16 protein-coding genes are annotated in these 18,620 nt (G+C 69.0%); 5 read left to right on the top strand and 11 right to left on the bottom strand.

What is annotated here, in order from left to right; translation table 11 throughout:
* Window position 1: 1 nt before the first annotated feature.
* From DES41_RS02520 to alaC, 5 genes are all read right to left on the bottom strand, one after another.
* A complete protein-coding gene (locus tag DES41_RS02520; RefSeq protein ID WP_114465565.1) occupies window positions 2–1,258 on the bottom strand; it encodes an ABC transporter permease in 1,257 nt (418 codons plus the stop codon).
* On the bottom strand, window positions 1,255–1,968 hold the full coding sequence (locus DES41_RS02525) for an ATP-binding cassette domain-containing protein (protein WP_114465567.1): 714 nt from the start codon (window positions 1,966–1,968) through the stop codon (window positions 1,255–1,257). The genes DES41_RS02520 and DES41_RS02525 overlap by 4 nt, the downstream gene beginning before the upstream one ends.
* Entirely contained in the window at window positions 1,965–2,558 is a 594-nt protein-coding gene (locus DES41_RS02530) for a ZrgA family zinc uptake protein (RefSeq protein ID WP_114465569.1), read from the bottom strand. The genes DES41_RS02525 and DES41_RS02530 overlap by 4 nt, the downstream gene beginning before the upstream one ends.
* Window positions 2,559–2,611: 53 nt before the next feature.
* Window positions 2,612–3,550 carry a ZIP family metal transporter gene (locus DES41_RS02535; protein ID WP_114465571.1) on the bottom strand — a complete coding sequence of 313 codons (939 nt, stop codon included), beginning with the start codon at window positions 3,548–3,550 and terminating at the stop codon, window positions 2,612–2,614.
* 93 nt (window positions 3,551–3,643) lie between these two features.
* Window positions 3,644–4,849 (bottom strand): alanine transaminase, encoded by a 1,206-nt coding sequence (gene alaC, locus DES41_RS02540; protein ID WP_114465572.1) that lies wholly within the window; start codon window positions 4,847–4,849, stop codon window positions 3,644–3,646.
* 291 nt (window positions 4,850–5,140) lie between these two features.
* Between alaC and DES41_RS02545 the strand changes: the two genes are divergently transcribed.
* The 5 genes from DES41_RS02545 to DES41_RS02565 all read left to right on the top strand — a co-directional run bounded on the left by DES41_RS02545 (window position 5,141) and on the right by DES41_RS02565 (window position 11,628).
* Complete coding sequence (locus DES41_RS02545) at window positions 5,141–7,168, top strand: sigma-54-dependent Fis family transcriptional regulator (protein ID WP_114465574.1); 2,028 nt, start codon at window positions 5,141–5,143, stop codon at window positions 7,166–7,168.
* A gap of 477 nt (window positions 7,169–7,645) precedes the next feature.
* Window positions 7,646–8,434, top strand: coding sequence for an SDR family NAD(P)-dependent oxidoreductase (locus DES41_RS02550; protein ID WP_114465576.1), 789 nt, complete (start codon window positions 7,646–7,648; stop codon window positions 8,432–8,434).
* A gap of 107 nt (window positions 8,435–8,541) precedes the next feature.
* A complete protein-coding gene (locus DES41_RS02555) occupies window positions 8,542–9,606 on the top strand; it encodes a 2,3-butanediol dehydrogenase (RefSeq protein ID WP_114466793.1) in 1,065 nt (354 codons plus the stop codon).
* A gap of 129 nt (window positions 9,607–9,735) precedes the next feature.
* Window positions 9,736–10,920 carry a hypothetical protein gene (locus tag DES41_RS02560; protein ID WP_245965545.1) on the top strand — a complete coding sequence of 395 codons (1,185 nt, stop codon included), beginning with the start codon at window positions 9,736–9,738 and terminating at the stop codon, window positions 10,918–10,920.
* 177 nt (window positions 10,921–11,097) lie between these two features.
* Window positions 11,098–11,628, top strand: coding sequence for an HU family DNA-binding protein (locus DES41_RS02565; protein WP_211332880.1), 531 nt, complete (start codon window positions 11,098–11,100; stop codon window positions 11,626–11,628).
* A 75-nt stretch (window positions 11,629–11,703) separates the two neighbouring features.
* Here the strand turns inward: DES41_RS02565 and urtE are convergent, their stop codons facing one another.
* The 6 genes from urtE to DES41_RS02595 all read right to left on the bottom strand — a co-directional run bounded on the left by urtE (window position 11,704) and on the right by DES41_RS02595 (window position 18,547).
* Window positions 11,704–12,396 (bottom strand): urea ABC transporter ATP-binding subunit UrtE, encoded by a 693-nt coding sequence (urtE, locus tag DES41_RS02570; protein WP_114466795.1) that lies wholly within the window; start codon window positions 12,394–12,396, stop codon window positions 11,704–11,706.
* A 7-nt stretch (window positions 12,397–12,403) separates the two neighbouring features.
* Window positions 12,404–13,276 carry an urea ABC transporter ATP-binding protein UrtD gene (gene urtD, locus DES41_RS02575; protein ID WP_114465580.1) on the bottom strand — a complete coding sequence of 291 codons (873 nt, stop codon included), beginning with the start codon at window positions 13,274–13,276 and terminating at the stop codon, window positions 12,404–12,406.
* Window positions 13,273–14,472: an urea ABC transporter permease subunit UrtC gene (gene urtC / locus DES41_RS02580; RefSeq protein WP_114465582.1), complete on the bottom strand. Its 1,200-nt coding sequence runs from the start codon at window positions 14,470–14,472 to the stop codon at window positions 13,273–13,275. Before urtC ends, urtD begins: the two co-directional genes overlap by 4 nt.
* A gap of 20 nt (window positions 14,473–14,492) precedes the next feature.
* Entirely contained in the window at window positions 14,493–15,995 is a 1,503-nt protein-coding gene (gene urtB / locus DES41_RS02585) for an urea ABC transporter permease subunit UrtB (RefSeq protein ID WP_114466796.1), read from the bottom strand.
* A gap of 171 nt (window positions 15,996–16,166) precedes the next feature.
* Window positions 16,167–17,438, bottom strand: a complete 1,272-nt coding sequence (urtA, locus tag DES41_RS02590) for an urea ABC transporter substrate-binding protein (RefSeq protein WP_114465584.1) — start codon at window positions 17,436–17,438, stop codon at window positions 16,167–16,169.
* A gap of 149 nt (window positions 17,439–17,587) precedes the next feature.
* Window positions 17,588–18,547, bottom strand: a complete 960-nt coding sequence (locus DES41_RS02595) for a DMT family transporter (RefSeq protein ID WP_114465586.1) — start codon at window positions 18,545–18,547, stop codon at window positions 17,588–17,590.
* Window positions 18,548–18,620 lie beyond the last annotated feature (73 nt).

The raw sequence follows: 18,620 nt of genomic DNA on the forward strand, positions 1-18,620 counted from the left end.
ATCAAATCCTCGGGGTCAGGCCGTCGGCCAGGGACAAACGGTAGGCGCGCCAGCCCGGCACCAGGCTGGCCAGCAATCCAGCCACCAGCAAGGCGGCCAGCAACATCCATTGTGCTGCGCTCGGCAAAGCCAGCTGCAGGCTCAGGCCGAACTGCGCCTGCAGCCAGGGCCCGGTCGCGGCGATCACGGCCCACTGCGCCGCCAGGCCCAGCATCAGGCCGGCCAGCGTGACCCACAGCCCTTCCAGTGCCAGCAAGCCCATGACCTGCACCGGGCCGGCGCCCACGGCGCGCAGCACCGCCAGCTCGCGCCGGCGCTCGTTCAGGCCGGCCAGCACCACGGCCACCAGGCCCGCCATGCTGACCAGCGCGACCAGGCCCGACATGGCGAGCAGCGCCTGCTCGCCGGGGCCAATCACGTCCCAGAGCTCGTCCATGGCCACGCCGGGCAGGATGCCCATGACCGGCTCGCCGCCGTAGTTGTTGACCCAGCGCTGCACCGAGAACACCTGCGCCCGGCTCTTGAGGCCGACCAACGCCGCCGTGACGGACTTGGGCGTGAGGTCGGCCGGCAGCGCCGCGGCCGCACGGCCCGGCAGCCGCATGCCGCCGATCCAGTCGGCGTGCAGCGCCTCCATGGCCTGCAGGCTGATCAGCACGCTGCGGTCGATCGGTGTGCCGGTGCGCGCCAGCACGCCGACCACGCCGAAGGGTTTGTCGGCGTGGCTGTCCTGCTCCAGCTCGCCACCGCCGTGCGCCAGCGTGATCCGCTGGCCCAGGCCATAGCCCAGGCGCTCGGCCACCTCGGCGCCGATCACCGCGTCGAACAGCTGGGCGAACGGCTGGCCCTGCGCCAGGCGCAGCGGCTGGCGCTCGCCATGACGAAAGTGCGCGAAGATCTCGACGCTGGTGCCCATGACCGGAAAGCCGCGGTGCGCATCGCCCAGCGACAGCGGCACCACCCAGGCCACGGCCGGCTGCGCCTTGAGCGCCTGCACCGTGTTCCAGCCGATGTTGTTGCGCGCGCCGCCGACATGGAACACCGAGTACAACAGCAGCTGCACCGAGCCCGTGCGCGGGCCGACGATGAGGTCGGTGCCTGAGACGGCCGAGGCGAAGCTGTCGCGCAGGTCGCTGCGGATGCGCTCCACGCCCAGCAGCATGAAGGTCGACAGCGCGATCGAGGCGATCGTCAGCGCCAGCGTGAAGCGGCGGTTCCAGGCGCTGCGCAGCGCCAGCAAGGCGAGGAAGGGCTTCATGCCACGGCCCTCCCCGCCGCCGCGCGGTTGAGTTCGGGCAGCGCCACCTGGCGACCGAAGCGCGGCGCCAGCCGCCGGTCGTGGCTCACGAACAGCAGCGCGCTGCCCGCGCCCGCGCAGGCCGCCAGCAACAGGTCGACAAAGGCGTCGCGCCGGTCTTCGTCCAGCGCCGAGGTCGGCTCGTCGGCGATCACCAGGGCCGGCATGCCGACCAGCGCACGCGCTGCCGCCACGCGCTGCTGCTGGCCGACCGACAGCTGGCCGGGCTGGCGCGACCACAGCGCCTCGTCCAGTCCCATGGCCGCCAGCCAGTGGCCCGCCTGCGCACGCGCCGAGCCGCCCTGCTGCGCCGCCGCGCGCTGGCGCTGCTTTGAAAAGCGGCAGGGCAGCAGCACGTTGTCGAGCACGCTCAGGTAGGGCAGCAGGTTGAACTGCTGGAACACGATGCCCACATGGTCCACGCGCCAGCGATCGCGCGCGGCGCGGCCCAGGCCCTGCCAGTCGCGCCCGGCCAGCAGCACGCGGCCGTGCTGGGGCAGCAGCACGCCGGCGGCCAGGGCCAGCAGGCTGCTCTTGCCGCAGCCACTGGGGCCGTGGACGAACACGGTGTCGCCGGCCGCCACGGTGAAGGCCGCGATGTCCAGGCAGTCCTCGCGGCTGCCGGGCCAGGCGAAGCGCAGGCCCTCGACCTGCAGGACGGGCGTGCTCACTTGCCGGCGAGCGGCAGGCGGGCCGCGGCCTTGCGCAGCATCGTCAGGCCCTGGCCCCGGGGGCCGGCCACCTGGGCGGCCACGGTGCGCACGCCCGGGAAGGCATCGAACAGCCGCACGTCCACATGCTGCGCGGCCGCGGCCTTGCGGCAGTCGAAGTTGGCCGTCAGCACCAGGTCGGCATGGGCCTCGGCGTCGGGCGCCACCGCCGGCGTGGATGCGGCGGAGGCTGGCGCCGCGGCCGCCCCCAGGCCCAGCACGGGCGCCTCGACCATGGCGTCGGCCAGCTGGCACTCGCCCGCGGGATCGAGCACGAACAGCTTGTCGGCCGCGCGCAGCCGCTCTGCCAGCGCCGTCACGCGGCCGCGCTCGGCCACCGAACGCGGGGCCCGCTCGAAGCCCAGCAGGTCGTGCAGGGGCGACTCCATGCGCAGACTGATGCGCTGGGCATCCACCGCCACGTCGAGCTCGATGCGGCCGTGCGCATGGGCCTTGTGGTCGTGCTGCGCGAAAGCCGGTGTGGCCAGCGCCAGCGCCAGGCCAGAGGCCGCGAGCAGGCGGCGGATCAGGGAAGAAGAAGAGATGGGCATGCTGCGTCGTGCTGTTGTCACCGTGCGGACCGCCGCGGCGGCCTGGAAGTTCCCTACTTGAAGGCGGCCGGCGCCGCAGGCGCGTGGTCGTGCGCGTGCTCGGCCTCATGGTCGCGCGAGTGCGTGACACCGTCATGGCCGTGGCCGTCGTGGTCCCCATGGCCATGGCCGTGGCCGTGGTGCGCCAGGGTGCCCACCACCGCCACGAGCGCGATGCCGGCCACCAGCCAGCTGACCTGGGCCACGGTCTGGCGCTTGGTCAGCCGCGTCTGCAGCTGCGGGATCAGGTCGGCCAGCGCCACATAGATGAAGCTGCTGCTGGCCACCACCAGGAAGTACGGCAACCAGGCCTGCAGCCGCTCCAGCAGCCACCAGCCGACCAGGCCGCCCAGGGCGGTGACCATGCCGGCCAGCGTGAGCTTGAGCACAGCCACGCGCGGCGTGCCGGTGCCGCCGTCCAGCACCACCAGGTCGCCGATGTGGTGCGGCACCTCGTGCGCGAGCACCGCCAGGGCCGCCACCACGCCCAAAGCCGGGCTGACCGTGAAGGCCGAGGCGATCACGATGCCGTCGCCGAAGCAATGCACGCTGTCGCCCGCCAGCACGGCCCAGTTGCCGCCCTTGCCGCCATGGTGGTGGTGACCATGGTGATGGTCGTGGCCATGCGCATGGTCATGGTCGTGGCCAAGGCCATGGTCCGCGTGCTCATGGCCGTGGTGCCACAGCTCCACCTTGTCGAGCAGGAAGAACACCACCAGGCCGCCCAGCAGCACGCCGAACAGCAGCGCCGGGTTCATGCCGCTCTCGAAGGCCTCGGGCAGCAGGTGCACGAAGGCGGTGGCCAGCAGCGCGCCGGCGGCGAAGCTCAGAAGGAAGCGGCGGTCGGCCACGAGCCGGCGCTGGCGTGCGGCCAGCCGCAGCAGCAATGCCGCGAGCCAGACGCTGCCGACGCCGGCGACCAGGGTGGCGATCAGGATGCCGAGCAGATCCATGGCAATGCGCGATTCTCAGAAAAAGCAAAGCGAGGGCGGCTGCCCTCGCGAGGCTCTAATGATAACGCATGCTCACTATCGCGCACTAGCGTTTCACATCAGGCCGTCCGCCTTGAACATGGTCTTGATGCCGCGCACGGCCTGGCGGATGCGCGCCTCGTTCTCGATCAGCGCGAAGCGCACATGCTCGTCGCCGTGGTCGCCGAAGCCGATGCCGGGCGAGACACTGACCCGGGCCTTGTCCAGCAGCTGCTTGCTGAACTCCAGCGAACCCATGGCACGGTAGGCCTCTGGGATGCGCGCCCAGATGTACATCGAGGCCTTGGGGCACTCGACCGCCCAGCCCGCCTCCGTGAGCCCCTTGTAAAGCACATCGCGCCGGCGCTGGTACTGCAGCGCGATGTCTTTCACGCACTGCTGGTCGCCCTCCAGCGCCGCGATGGCCGCCACCTGCAGCGGCGTGAAGCTGCCGTAATCGTGGTAGCTCTTGATGCGCGCCAGCGCGGCCACGAGGTCGGCATTGCCCACCATGAAGCCGATGCGCCAGCCGGCCATGTTGTAGCTCTTGGAGAGCGTGAAGAACTCCACCGCGATGTCGCGCGCGCCCTTGACCTGCATAATGGACGGTGCCTTCCAGCCGTCGAACACGATGTCGGCATAGGCCAGGTCGTGCACGACGAAGATGTCGTGCTTCTTCGCGAGCGCCACCACGCGCTCGAAGAAGTCCAGCTCCACGCACTGCGCCGTCGGGTTCGACGGGAAGCCCAGCACGATCATCTTGGGCTTGGGGTAGCTGCCGCGGATGGCCTTCTCCAGCTCGCCGAAGAAGTCCACGTCCGGCGCCATGGGCACGGAGCGGATGTCGGCGCCCGCGATCACCGCGCCGTAGATGTGGATGGGGTAGCTCGGGTCGGGCACCAGCACGGTGTCGCCGCGGTCCAGCGTGGCCAGCATCAGGTGCGCCAGGCCCTCCTTCGAGCCGATGGTCACGATGGCCTCGGTGTCGGCATCGAACGCGACGCCGTAGCGGTCCTGGTACCAGTGGCAGATCGCGCGGCGCAGCCGCGGGATGCCCTTGCTGGCCGAGTAGCCGTGCGTGTCGGGCCGCTGCGCCGCCTCGACCAGCTTGGCCACGATGTGCGGCGGCGTGGCCCCGTCGGGGTTGCCCATGCTCATGTCGATCACGTCCACGCCGGCGCGGCGTGCGGCCAGCTTGCGCTCGGCCGTGATGTTGAACACGTAGGGAGGCAGGCGGTCGATGCGCGCGAAACGGCGCTTGCCTGCAGAAGATGCGGACATGGGAAGACTTTCACGTAAGCGCCCGGAACCGTCCGAGCGACGTGGCTGGCAGTGTGGCCGGCCCGCGGCGATGCTAACGCAGTCGCAAGCTGCGACAAACCGGCCGCATGCGACACCTGTCGCCTAGGGAAAGCGGCAATTGAGCCACCGGATGCACCGCACCATCATGCGGACCCGATGCCACACCCCCGCCCCTCCGGGCGGTCCAGAGTGCGCCGCGCAGCGCCGAACGAAGACGCCACGGGATGGCACGCACCCACCGCATCGAACACCACACCAGGAGCCGCAGCGATGCCCAGCGTCAGGTCAAGTCACATCGACAACGTGGTCCGGATCGGCTCGTCCGCAGCGTCCAGCGTGTCCGGCGCGGGGCCGCAGGCGATCTTCCACAAGTCCTGGACGCGCTGCATGCAGCAGCATGGACTGGACCCGACGCGCCCCACGCCCACCCGCATCCTGCCCTCCAGCCTGGTGCGCGACCACCAGCAGCGCATGGACGGCTTCATGCGCGTCGCGCGTGCCGGCATGCAGGACCTGTACCGCCGCGTCGCCGACCTGGGCTACATGCTGCTGCTGACCGATGCCGATGGCGTGACCGTCGACTACATCGGCAACCCGGCTTCCGAGCCGCAGCTCAAGGCGGCCGGCCTGTACATCGGTGCCGACTGGAACGAGGCCCATGCCGGCACCTGCGGCGTGGGCACCTGCCTGGTCGAGCAGGCCACGATCATCTGCCATCAGGCCGAGCATTTCGATGCCACGCACATCGGGCTGACCTGCACCGCGGCACCGCTGCGTGCGCCCAACGGGCAACTGCTGGGCGTGCTGGACGTGTCGGCCCTGCACTCGCCGGAAGCACGCGAGAGCCAGCACCTGGTCCAGCACCTGACGGCGATGTACGCGCAAATGATCGAGGACGCCAATTTCCTGCGCTGCTTCGCCCGGCACGCCGTGCTGCGGCTGGGCACCGTGCCCGGACTGGTCGAGGTGTCGGGTGACGTGATGTTCGCGCTCGACGACGATGGCGTCGTGTGCGGCGCCAACACCGGCGCCAGGCGGCGCTTCGGTGGGCACGCGGCCGATCTCGTGGGCCAGCCGCTCACGCAGCTGCTGGACATTGGCATGGACGCGCTGCGCAGCATGGCGCGCAGCGGCGCGCCGGAGCCGGTGGCGCTCGGCGGGCCGCAGCGGCGCGAGCAGTTCCAGGGGGTCATGATCCCGCCCCGCGGCGGGGGCACGGCCGCACCCGGCCCCGTGGCCACAGACGCCGATGGCCGCGAGCCGCTGGCCCTGGCCCGCGACCGGCGCCCTGCAGCCGGCGCACGGCACGATGCACTCGACCGGCTGCTCGGCGACGACGCGGTGATGCGCGGGCTGGTCGACCAATCGAAGCGGCTGGTCGACAGCCATGTGCACCTGCTGATCCGCGGCGAGACCGGCGCCGGCAAGGAGGTGCTGGCGCGCGCACTGCACGCCTACAGCGCGCGCGCCGCGCAGCCCTTCGTCGCCGTCAACTGCGCATCGATCCCGGAGAGCCTGATCGAAAGCGAACTGTTCGGCTACACGCCGGGCAGCTTCACCGGCGGCAAGAGCAAGGGCATGAAGGGGCTGATCGCGCAGTCCGATGGGGGCACGCTGTTCCTGGACGAGATTGGCGACATGCCGCTGGCGCTGCAGACACGGCTTCTGCGCGTGCTCGCCGAATCCGAGGTCCTGCCGCTCGGCGCAGAGCGGCCCATCGCCGTGCGCCTGAACGTGATCGCGGCGACGCACCGCGACCTGCGCGAGGCCATCGCGGCGGGCAGCTTCCGCGAAGACCTCTACTACCGCCTGGCGGGGGCGACCCTCGCGCTGCCGCCGCTGCGCGCGCGGGCAGACCGGCAGTTCCTCATCGAGAAGCTCTTCGCCGAGGAGGCGCAGACCCTCGGCCTCGACACGGCCCTGCATGCCGATGCGCTGCACAGCCTGCTGGCGTACGACTGGCCCGGCAACATCCGCGAGCTGCGCAATGCGCTGCGCTTCGCGCTGGCGCAAGCGGGAGACCGGCCCGTGGGGGTCGCGGACCTGCCGTTGGAGGTGTCCAGCGCGCCAGGCCGGCGCGAGGCGGCAAGCACGGCGCCGGCACCAACAGCGCACGACGCGCGGCCGGCCGCCGAGGCCGATGAAGCGACGGAAGACATCGGCGCGGCGCGCCTGCTGCACGCGCTGAAGGCGCACCGCTGGAACATCGCGTCGACGGCGCGCGCGCTGCAGCGCTGCCGCGCGACCATCTACCGGCAGATGAAGCGCTACGGCATCACGCAGCCGCACCTGCTGTAGCGCCTGCGCCCTCAGCGCGACGCAGGTGTCGCGCGCAGAGCCGCTGGAGCCGCAGCACTACGCACTGTTTGCCGACGCCGGTCCCGGGGGCCTGCGTGCTGGCGGGCATGGTGCTGCTCGCCCACGAACTCCTCGGCATCCGCGGTGTGCGGTGCGTTCGGATTGCACGAGACGCCGAGCGCGAACGCCAGCTGCATGGCATGCCTCTCGTCAACGTGGCGTCGCACATCTCTTCGCCAAACCACTACAGCAGCCTCCGTGCCTATCGCTGCGTCCCTTCCCACCGGAACGGCCACCAGCGCCTTGCGCACGCGCCACCTGTCGCCTCCTTCGCGCAACGCCTGTTGCAAGCGGCCGCGACAGGTGTCGCCCCAAACGCCGAATCCGGCCCGCAAATCGCCGCAATCGGGCCCAAATCGGCTGGCACGGCGCGTGCAAAGAGGGCTGGCCTTCCACACCAATAGACAGGAGACACCCATGTCCAGCCGACTCGAACAGCAATCCATCATCGTCACCGGCGCGGGCCGCGGCATCGGCGCATCCATCGCCCGTGGCCTGGCCGCGCAAGGCGCCCGCCTGACCATCGCCGACATCGACGCCCGCAGTGCCGAAGCCGTGGCCCGCGCCATCCGCGAGCAAGGCGGCGAGGCCATCGCCGTGCAGGTCGACGTGAGTCAGCGCGCCAGCGTCAAGGCCATGGTCGAGACCACGGTGGCGGCGTTCGGCCGGCTCGACGGCATGTTCAACAACGCCGGCATTGCGCAGACACGCGCCTTCCTCTCGATCACCGAAGACGACTGGCACCGCGTGATGGACATCAACGCCCTGGGCGTGCTGATCGGCATGCAGGAGGCGGCCAGGCAGATGATTGCGCAGGGCGGCGGCGGCAAGATCGTCAACACCGCATCGATCGCCGGCAAGCAAGGCTATGCGCCGCTGGCCCACTACTGCGCCAGCAAGTTCAGCGTGGTGGCCCTCACGCAGGCCGGCGCGCGCGCCTTGGGCGAACACCAGATCAAGGTCAACGCGATCTGCCCCGGCGTGGTCGCCACCGACATGTGGAAGCTGATCGACCAGGGCTTTCGCAGCGAAGGCATGACCACGCACGAGAACGAGGCCTTCGACAAGTTCTCGGCCGACATCCTGCTCGGCCGGCCGTCCAAGGCCGAAGACCTGGTCGGCGTCTCGTGCTTCCTCGCCTCAGCGGACTCGGACTACATGACCGGCCAGTCGCTGGTGGTCGACGGCGGCATGGTCCTGGTCTGACACGTTCCCCCCTGCAACGCCATGGCGAACGTCCGCCATGCGCTGAGCCATTTCCCACCCCACTGGAGACAACCATGAACAGCACAACCATCGAACACCAACGCAGCATGCAAGCCGCCGTCTGGCACGGGCGCCACGACATCCGTGTCCAGGAGGTGCCGGTGCCGCAGGCACCGCCCGCCGGCTGGGTCAAGATCCGCGTGCACTGGTGCGGCATCTGCGGATCGGACCTGCACGAGTACGTGGCCGGCCCGGTCTTCATTCCAGTCGACCATCCGCACCCGCTCACCGGCCTCAAGGGGCAATGCACGCTGGGCCACGAGTTCAGCGGCGAGATCGCCGAGATCGGCGAAGGCGTCAGCGGCTACACCGTCGGTGAACGCGTCACGGCCGACGCCTGCCAGCATTGCGGCAAGTGCTATTACTGCACGCACGGCCTGTACAACATCTGCGAGAACCTCGCCTTCACCGGCCTCATGAACAACGGCGCATTCGCCGAGTACGTGAACGTGCCGGCCGAGCTGCTCTACAAGCTGCCCGAGAACTTCCCGACCGAAGCCGGCGCGCTGATCGAGCCGCTGGCGGTCGGCCTGCATGCCGTCAAGAAGGCCGGCAACATCGTCGGCAAGACGGTGGTGGTGGTGGGCGCCGGCACCATCGGCCTGTGCACCATCATGTGCGCCAAGGCCGCCGGGGCGGGCCGCATCATCGCGCTGGAGATGTCGTCGGCACGCAAGGCGAAGGCGCTGGAGGTCGGCGCCAGCATCGTCATCGACCCCAAGGAGTGCGATGCCATCGCCGAGGTCAAGGCACTGACCGGTGGCTACGGCGCCGATGTCTCGTTCGAATGCATCGGCAACAAGAACACCGCCAAGCTGGCGATCGACGTGATCCGCAAGGCGGGGCGTTGCGTCATGGTGGGCATCTTCGAAGAGCCGAGCCAATTCAACTTCTTCGAGCTGGTGGCGACCGAGAAGGAGGTCATCGGTTCGCTGGCCTACAACGGCGAATTCGCCGACGTGATCCGCTTCATCGCCGATGGCCGCATCGACGTGCAGCCCCTGATCACCGGCCGCATCACGCTGGCCGACATCGTCACGCGCGGCTTCGAGGAACTGGTCAACAACAAGGACGGCAACGTCAAGATCATCGTCCAGCCGGTCGCTGGCTGATCCGGCAGCCCAGGCCCTTCCCTCTCGCTTCCCTCGTCCCCGCCTGTCCCGCGCCGCATTTGGCGGCGCGGGGCCGGCCTGCGCCTGGCCGGCCGCGCGGTCGGCCAGGTGCGCACCAGGATCCATGCCATGCCGTCTTCGCCATCCGCCACGTCCGCCGTCGATGCCGCCCCGGCATCCACACCACCCGCCACCGCGCCGCAGGGCATTGCACTGGCGCCGCTCGCGTTCTCCGCGGCAGTGTTCCTCGTCGTGCACGTCGTCAGCCTGCTCGTCTGGCGGCTGTTCGCAGACCCAGCGCAGGCGGTCTGGAACCACAACCCGCAGCCGTTCGGCATGTACCTGTTCTGGGGCATCCTCGTGCTGGTCTTCATCGGCTTCAACTTCGTCATGGCCGGGTTCGAGGCGATCCGCCAGCCCTGGCGTGGCCTATTCGCCACGGGCCTGACGCTGGCACTCGGCTTTGCCATTCCGGCCGCGCTGGTGCATGGCTATGGCGCGCTCGACCCCACGTTCAGCGCGGCTGGCGGCGCCGGTTTCGGCGCGGCAGGGCTCATCGTGCTGATCGGCTTCTACGGCTTCGGCGTGCTGGCCACCGGCATGGGTGGATGGCCCTGGACCGACCACGGCCTGGCGCCTGCCCAAAGCGGGTTGGCGCAGCTGGCTTGCGGAGGCTGCCTCACCACGCTGGGCTATCTGCTGCTCGTCTATCCCGGCGTGTCGGCCATGCCGTTGCCGCACGCGGTGCTGCTGCCCTTGCCGGTGACCATCGGCTGGTTCTACTCGGTCGTCGTGGCGTGGCTTGCCACCTTCCTCATCTTCGACAACTGGCCGTGGAACCTGTTGCGGCGCCGCAGCCATGTGGCGCTGGCAGCGCTGGTGGGCAACTTCGCGCTGGGCACGGCGATCTACTGGGCCCACCTGGCGCTGCTCGAAGGGCTGCTCATCCCGGCAGACGCCGTCGCCAAGCTCGCGGACAACCTCGCGCTGTGGCCCGCGCAACTGGGGGTGTGGATCGTGTTCTGGCTGATCTTCTGGAGCAACGTTGCCGGCAACTGGCCGCAGCGCTTCGGCGCGGCGGCCAACCGGCTGCTGCGCGCCGCCTGCTGCTGGGGCCTGGGCGTGCTGTCGTTCGTGGTCTACACGCGCTGGTTCGCACAAGCCGTGCTGCACGAGGCGGAGATCGTCCCCGGCTTCGGTGGCGATCCGCTGACCTGGGTCGACCTCCTGAACTTCGTCATGTTGATCTATGCCGTGTACTTCCAGTTCTATGGCCTGGCCAGGCGCAGCGAGGCAGCCACAGGCGCGGCATGAAGGTGCGCGCAGCGTGGCTGGCGCAGCCACGCGAGGCCGTTGCGCGAGGCCGTTGCGCATGGTGTTGCGCAAGGCAGCAGCCCCTCGTCGACGCTGGTTTCAAAGGGGCTGTCGCAACTTTCCTAAAATCGCGCGGCGCGACATTGCGCATTTCCGATTCCAAAGAAGTATCTCGACATGGCAACTGCTAAAAAAACCGCTCCCCTGAAGAAGACCGCCACCGCCAAAACGGTGGCGCCCGCCAAGAAGGCGGCTCCTGCAAAGGCAGCCGCTCCTGCCAAGAAGGCAGCCGCTCCCGCGAAGACGGCCGCTCCCGCCAAGAAGCCCGTGGTGGCCAAGAAGGCCGCACCTGCCAAGGCTGCACCCGCCAAGGCCGCAGCATCCGGCCCCCTGAAGCCCATCAAGACCGCGTTCAACAAGACCAGCCTGCAAGCGCACCTGGCCGAACTGTCCGGCGCCGAGCCGAAGACGGTCAAGGCCGTGCTGACCGCGCTGGAAGCGACGATGGTCGCCTCGCTGAACAAGAAGGGCCTCGGCGAGTTCACGCTGCCCGGCCTGATCAAGGTCACCTCCGTCGCGATTCCCGCGAAGAAGAAGCGCCGCGGCATCGACCCCTTCACCAAGGTCGAGCGCGAGTTCGCCGCCAAGCCCGCCACCGTGCGCGTGAAGGTGCGCTCGCTGAAGAAGCTGAAGGACGCAGCGCTGTAAAGCGCGTGTCCGGGTGCCGCCAGCCACGGCGGCACCTTGCTCTGTGCAGCCGGGCCGGCGCCGCCCCGGCTGCACTCAAATCGCCACCAGCTGGCGAATCCCCTTCTCCTGCATCTCGCTGCCCGGCCCGCGCGCGATGAACACGCCGCGCTCCATCACCAGGTATTCGTCCGCCAGTTCCTCGGCGAAGTCGTAGTACTGCTCCACCAGCAGGATGGCCATGTCGCCACGGTCGGCCAGCATGCGGATCACGCGGCCGATGTCCTTGATGATGCTGGGCTGGATGCCTTCGGTGGGCTCGTCCAGGATCAACAGCTTGGGCTTGGGCGCCAGCGCCCGCGCAATGGCCAGCTGCTGCTGCTGCCCGCCAGACAGGTCGCCGCCGCGCCGGTGGATCATCTGCTTGAGCACAGGGAACAGCTCGAACAGCTCGGCCGGGATCGGCGTGCTGCCGCTCTTGTAGGCCAGGCCCATGCGCAGGTTCTCCTCGACCGTGAGGCGCGCGAAGATCTCGCGGCCCTGGGGGACGTAACCCATGCCGGCCCGTGCGCGGTCGTAGGGCGTGCGGCCCTGGATCGGCTTGCCGTCGAACTCCATCGAACCGGTCTTGATCGGCACCAGGCCCATCAGCGATTTCAGCAGCGTGGTCTTGCCCACGCCGTTGCGGCCCAGCAGCACGGTGACCTTGCCCAGTTGCGCCTCGAAGCCGAGGTCGCGCAGGATGTGCGAGCCACCGTAGTACTGGTTCACGCCTTTGACGCTCAGGATGCTCATGTCATCGTCCCAGGTAAACCTCGATCACACGCTCGTCGGCCTGCACCTGGTCGAGCGTGCCCTGCGCCAGCACCGCGCCGTCGCACAGCACCGTGACGATCTCCGAGATCGTGCGGATGAAGCTCATGTCGTGCTCCACCACCATCAGCGAATGCTTGCCCTTGAGCGTGAGGAACAGCTCCGCGGTGCGCGCGGTTTCCTCGTCGGTCATGCCGGCCACGGGCTCGTCGAGCAGCAGCAGTTTCGGGTCCTGCATCAGCAGCATGCCGATCTCCAGCCACTGCTTCTGGCCGTGGCTCAAGTTGCCCGAGAGCCGGTTCACGCTGTCGGCCAGGTGGATGGTGTGCAGGATCTCGGCCAGCCGGTCGCTCTGGCGCGAATCGAGGCGGAACAGCATGGACGACTTCACGCCCTTGTCGGTCGCCAGCGCCAGCTCCAGGTTCTCGAACACCGTGAGGTGCTCGAACACGGTCGGCTTCTGGAACTTGCGGCCGATGCCCAGCTGGGCGATTTCGGGCTCGGTGTGGCGCAAGAGGTCGATGGTGCTGCCGAAGAACACCGTGCCCTTGTCTGGCCGGGTCTTGCCCGTGATGATGTCCATCATCGTGGTCTTGCCGGCGCCGTTGGGGCCGATGATGCAGCGCAGCTCGCCCGGCGCGATGTCCAGGGAGAGCCCGTTGATGGCCTTGAAGCCGTCGAACGAGCGGTGCACGTCCTCCAGGTACAGGATGCGGCCGTGCGTGATGTCCACCTCGCCCGGCGTGGCGATGCGCGAGAAGCCGGCCTCGCGGCCGCCCGATTCGGTCTGGCCCAGCTTGGCCACCGCGGTGCGCTCCAGGCGCTGCGCGCCCTCTTCCATCAGATCCGGCGTCATGCGCGCTCCTCCTTGCCGCGTGCGAGCAGCTTGCGCACCAGGCCCACCACGCCGTGCGGGAGGTACAGCGTCACCAAAATGAACATGGCGCCCAGGAAGTACAGCCAGTACTCGGGGAACACCGTCGTGAACCAGCTCTTGGCGCCGCTCACGAGGAAGGCGCCGACGATGGGGCCGATCAGTGTGGCCCGGCCACCCACCGCGGCCCAGATCGCGATCTCGATCGAATTGGCTGGCGACATCTCGGTCGGGTTGATGATGCCGACCTGCGGCACGTACAGCGCACCGGCCACGCCGCACATCATGGCCGACAGCGTCCAGATGGTCAGCTTGTAGCGCAGAGGGTTGTAGCCCGAGAACATCACCCGGCTCTCCGCATCGCGGATGGCCTGCAGCACGCGGCCGAACTTGCTGCCCACGAGCCAGCGCGCGAACAGGAAGAAGCCCAGCAGCACCAGGCCCGTGGTGACGAACAGCGTCATGCGCATCTGCGGCGTGGCGATCGGGATGTCCACGATGCGCTTGAAGTCCGTGAAGCCGTTGTTGCCGCCGAAGCCCGTCTCGTTGCGGAAGAACAGCAGCATGGCCGCGAAGGTCAGCGCCTGCGTGATGATCGAGAAATACACGCCCTTGATGCGCGAGCGGAACGCGAAGTAGCCGAACACGAAGGCCAGCAGCCCCGGCAACGCCACCACCAGGATCATCTGCAGCACGAACGAGCCGCTGAAGGTCCAGTGCCAGGGCAGTTCCTTCCAGTCCAAAAAGACCATGAAGTCGGGCAGCTCGCTCTTGTAGTTGCCCTCCAGGCCGATCTGGCGCATGAGGTACATGCCCATCATGTAGCCGCCCAGCGCGAAGAACAGCCCGTGGCCCAGCGACAGGATGCCGGTGTAGCCCCAGATCAGGTCCATCGCCAGCGCGGCGATGGCGTAGCACATGATGCGGCCGAGCACGGCCACGGTGTAGTCCGACAGGTGCAGCGCGCTGCCATCGGGCACCACGAGGTTGAGCACCGGCGCCAGCGCGCAGACCGCCAGCAGCGCCACGAAGAAGGCGGCCCAACCGGGCCGGGTCAGCAGCGGTGCGCGCCCGGGCAAGGCCACTCGCCCGGCCTGCCCCAGCGGCGGCGGGGGTGGGGGCGGCGCAGGCACCTGGGTGCCGGCCTCGGCGGCCAGCGCGCTTTCGATCGAAGACATGGGTGTACTGCTCATGGGATTCAGGCCTCTGCGCTGCGGCCCTTCATCGCGAAGATGCCCTGCGGCCGCTTCTGGATGAAGACGATGATGAGGACCAGCACGGCGATCTTGGCCAGCACGGCGCCGGCCCAGCCCTCGAACAGCTTGTTCAGAATGCCGAGGCCCAGCGCGGCATAGACCGTGCCGGCCAGCTGGCCCACGCCGCCGACCACCACGACCATGAAGGAGTCGACGATGTAGCTCTGGCCCAGGTCGGGCCCCACGTTGCCGACCTGGCTCAGCGCACAGCCGGCCAGGCCCGCGATGCCCGAGCCCAGCGCGAAGGCGTAGGTGTCGATGCGCGCGGTGTTCACGCCCATGCACGAGGCGATGGGCCGGTTCTGCGTCACGCCGCGCACGAACAGGCCCAGCCGCGTGCGCCCGATCATCCAGGCCACGGCACCCAGCACCAGCAGCGCGAACACGATGATCAGCACGCGGTTCCAGGGCAGCGCCAGGTTGGGCAGCAGCTGCACGCTGCCGCTCATCCAGGACGGGCTTTCCACGGCCACGTTCTGCGCGCCGAAGGTCGTGCGCACCAGCTGCATGAGCACCAGGCTGATGCCCCAGGTGGCCAGCAGGGTTTCCAACGGCCGGCCGTACAGGAAGCGGATCACGCCGCGCTCCAGGATGGCACCGACCAGCGCGGACGCCAGGAACGCCGCCGGAATGGCCGCGATCAGGTAGGCGTCGAAGGCGCCTGGCAGATATTTCTGGAACAGGCCCTGCACCACGTAGGTGGCGTAGGCGCCGATCATCATGAGTTCGCCGTGCGCCATGTTGATCACGCCCATCAGCCCGTAGGTGATGGCCAGGCCCAGGGCCACCAGCAGCAGGATGGAACCCAGGCTCACGCCCGTGAAGGCCTGGCCCAGGCGTTCGCCCCAGATCAGGCCGGCGTCGATGCCGGCGATGGCAGCCACGATGGCCTTCTTAACGGCCGGGTCCTGCTCCTCGGCCAGGCGCTCGTTGAGCAGCAGCTTGGTGGCGGGACGCTTGTTCTCGGCCAGCGTGGTGGCGGCGGCCAGGCGCTTGGCGGGGTCCTCGCTGGACAACAGGCCACCGGCACGCGCCAGCTCCAGCTGTTCGCGGATGGCGGCGTCCTTCTCGATGGCCAGCGCCTTGTCCAGCAGCGGCAGCCGCGCCTCCGAAGGCGCCGCGGCCAGTGCGCGCGCCGCATCGGCACGCACGCTGGCGTCTTCGCTGCGCAGCTGCAGCGCGGCCAGGGCCACGTCGAGCTCGTTGCGCATCAGGTTGTTGTTGACCACGTCCTCGGCATCCGCAGGCACGGCCACCTCGGCGCCCGTCACCGGGTCGAGGCCCTTGTCGCCCTGCACGATGAAGGCCTTGTCGGCCGTGAAGCGCACGGTGTCGTCGGACAGCGCCTGGAGGAACGCCACCGTCCTGGCGTCGCCCTTGTCCACCGCCTCGATGACGGCAGCCGTGATGGCCTCGATGCGCTCGGACGAGGTGCCCGAGGCCATGGCCAGTGCGGCTTCGTTCGTGAGCGCGTGCGCCGGCAGCGCGATGGCCAGCCAGGCCAGCGCCGCGGCCCATGCCTTTGTCCAACTTCGCAAGGCAACCCCCTGGTGTTCGTTCCGATGTGAAAGAAGGGGCGCGCGGCCCCTTCTCGTGCGTGCGTCAGGCCGGGAAGATCACTTCTTCTCGGGCTCGTCCTTCTTCTTGTCGTTGCCTTCGATGAAGGGGCTCCAGGGCTGGGCCTTGACCGGGGCCTTGGTGCGCCACACCACGTTGAACTGGCCGTCCGGGCGGATCTCGCCGATCAGCACCGGCTTGTGCAGGTGGTGGTTCTTGGCGTCCATGGTCAGCGTGAAGCCGCTGGGCGCATTGAAGGTCTGGCCGGCCATGGCAGCGATGACCTTGTCGGCGTCGGTAGACTTGGCTTTCTCCACGGCCTGCTTCCACATGTGGATGCCGACATAGGTGGCTTCCATCGGGTCGTTGGTCAGCGGCTTGGTGGACTGGCCGGGAAGCTTCTTGGCCTTGGCGTAGTCGCCCCACTGCTTGATCCAGGCGGTGTTGGTCGGGTTCTTCACGCTCATGAAGTAGTTCCACGAGGCCAGGTGGCCGGCAAGCGGCTTGGGATCGAGGCCGCGCAACTCTTCCTCGCCCACGCTGAAGGCCACCACGGGCACGTTCTTGGCGGACAGGCCGGCGTTGCCCAGCTCCTTGTAGAACGGGATGTTGGAGTCGCCGTTGATGGTGGAGACCACGGCCGTCTTGCCGCCCTGGCTGAACTTCTTGATGTCGGCCACGATGGTCTGGTAATCGCTGTGGCCGAACGGCGTGTAGGTTTCCATGATGTCGGCGTCGGCCACACCCTTGGACTTGAGGAACGCGCGCACGATCTTGTTGGCGGTGCGCGGGTACACGTAGTCGGTGCCCAGCAGCACCCAGCGCTTGGCCGAGCCGCCTTCCTTGCCCATTAGGTATTCCACCGCGGGGATGGCCTGCTGGTTCGGTGCCGCGCCCGTGTAGAACACGTTCTTGGAGAGTTCCTCGCCCTCGTACTGCACGGGGTAGTACAGCAGCGCGTTGTTCTCCTCGTAGACCGGCAGCACCGACTTGCGGCACACCGAGGTCCAGCAGCCGAAGGTCACGGCCACCTTGTCCTGGCCGATGAGCTGCTTGGCCTTCTCGGCGGCCAGGGGCCAGTTGGATGCCGTGTCGATCACCACCGGCTCGAGCTTCTTGCCCATCACGCCGCCCTTGGCGTTGATGTCCTCGATGGTCATCAGCGCCATGTCCTTGAGCGCGGTCTCGGAAATCGCCATGGTGCCGGACAGGGCGTGCAGCACGCCGACCTTGATGGTGTCCTGGGCGTGGGCGGGAACGGCGGCGAGGCCGGCCAGGGCGATGGCCGCGCTGGCCAGGGCGGTGGCCTTGAGGGTGAAGCTGCGTTGCATTCGGAGTGCTCCCGTGGATGGTTGGTTCGGTCCGGTCCTACAAGGCTGTGAGCCTTGTCTGACCTTGGACGCGATCCTAGGGAGAACCCCGCAAAGGGTCTGTACGCCAGGTGGCGTATGCGGTGGCGGCGACGTGGCGCGCCGTTGGATCAGCGCAGCGCGGGCCGGCGCAGGGCTGCCAGCCAGCGTGCCAGTGCCGCATGGCCGCCGACCAGCGCAATGCCGGCCAGCACCAGGCCACCACCGGCGACGAAACGCGGCTCCAGCGCCTCGCCGAGCAGCCACACCCCGAGCAGCACGCCCAACAGCGGCGTGAGGAACGAGAACACGCCCAGCTGCGAGGCCAGGTAGCGCCGCAGCAGCCAGCACCAGGTCAGGAAGCTCGCGAACGAAACCACCACGCCCTGGAAGGCCAGGTGCGCCCACACCGCGGGCGACGGGACAAAGTGCCAATCCCCCAGCAGCCATGCAGCCGGCAGCAGCAGGACGAACGCCCCCAGCAGCTGGTAGAGCAGCGTCTCGGTGGCCGGCGCAGCGGACAGCGACGAGCAGCGGATCGCCACCGTGGTGGCGCCCCACGCCGCGCCGGCCGCCAGCGCCAGCAGGTCGCCGAGCCAGGCCTGTGGATCGGTGGTCGAGGCGCCAGCCGGTCCCCCGAGGAAAGCGAAGGCGATGCCGCAGAACGCGAGTGCGATGCCCAGCCATTGCAGCGCGCCCAGCCGCTCGGCCGGCAGCCGCCACTGCAGACCCAGCGCCGCGAAGATCGGCGAGGTGTAGAGGAACACGACCACATGGGAGGCCTGGGTCAGGCCCAGCGCCGTGCTCACCAGCAGGTATTCGAGGCCGAACAGCGCCCCCACCACCGCGCCTGCGCCAAAGCGCGCCCGCTGCGGCACCTCGCCACGCCGGGCCATCAGCGCGGCCAGCAGCGCCAGCGCGACGCCCGAGCGCAGGGCCACCATGAGCATGGGGCTGGCCTGCTCGGCCACGGCCTTGAGCGAGATCTGCTGCAGGCTCCAGAGCAGGCACAGCAGCGCCATGACGCCGGTGGCGCGCGCATCGAGGGCGCCGTGTTGCAGGGCCGGCGAAAGGGCATGGGAGGAACGCATGGCCGCACTGTGCGCGCCGCCCAGCGTTCTGGAAAGCGGATAATTCGACACCCTGCCATGCGTAAATCGAATC

It is taken from the genome of Pseudorhodoferax soli, from assembly GCF_003337555.1.
In the GTDB taxonomy this organism is placed as follows: Bacteria; Pseudomonadota; Gammaproteobacteria; order Burkholderiales; family Burkholderiaceae_C; genus Pseudorhodoferax; species Pseudorhodoferax soli.

Coding starts and splice junctions, on each gene's coding strand:
- DES41_RS02520 (WP_114465565.1), bottom strand. CDS start 1,258: ATGAAGCCCTTCCTCGCCTTGCTGGCGCTGCGCAGCGCCTGGAACCGC.
- DES41_RS02530 (WP_114465569.1), bottom strand. CDS start 2,558: ATGCCCATCTCTTCTTCTTCCCTGATCCGCCGCCTGCTCGCGGCCTCT.
- DES41_RS02535 (WP_114465571.1), bottom strand. CDS start 3,550: ATGGATCTGCTCGGCATCCTGATCGCCACCCTGGTCGCCGGCGTCGGC.
- alaC (WP_114465572.1), bottom strand. CDS start 4,849: ATGTCCGCATCTTCTGCAGGCAAGCGCCGTTTCGCGCGCATCGACCGC.
- DES41_RS02545 (WP_114465574.1), top strand. CDS start 5,141: ATGCCCAGCGTCAGGTCAAGTCACATCGACAACGTGGTCCGGATCGGC.
- DES41_RS02550 (WP_114465576.1), top strand. CDS start 7,646: ATGTCCAGCCGACTCGAACAGCAATCCATCATCGTCACCGGCGCGGGC.
- DES41_RS02555 (WP_114466793.1), top strand. CDS start 8,542: ATGCAAGCCGCCGTCTGGCACGGGCGCCACGACATCCGTGTCCAGGAG.
- DES41_RS02560 (WP_245965545.1), top strand. CDS start 9,736: ATGCCGTCTTCGCCATCCGCCACGTCCGCCGTCGATGCCGCCCCGGCA.
- DES41_RS02565 (WP_211332880.1), top strand. CDS start 11,098: ATGGCAACTGCTAAAAAAACCGCTCCCCTGAAGAAGACCGCCACCGCC.
- urtD (WP_114465580.1), bottom strand. CDS start 13,276: ATGACGCCGGATCTGATGGAAGAGGGCGCGCAGCGCCTGGAGCGCACC.
- urtC (WP_114465582.1), bottom strand. CDS start 14,472: ATGTCTTCGATCGAAAGCGCGCTGGCCGCCGAGGCCGGCACCCAGGTG.
- urtB (WP_114466796.1), bottom strand. CDS start 15,995: ATGGCCTCGGGCACCTCGTCCGAGCGCATCGAGGCCATCACGGCTGCC.
- urtA (WP_114465584.1), bottom strand. CDS start 17,438: ATGCAACGCAGCTTCACCCTCAAGGCCACCGCCCTGGCCAGCGCGGCC.
- DES41_RS02595 (WP_114465586.1), bottom strand. CDS start 18,547: ATGCGTTCCTCCCATGCCCTTTCGCCGGCCCTGCAACACGGCGCCCTC.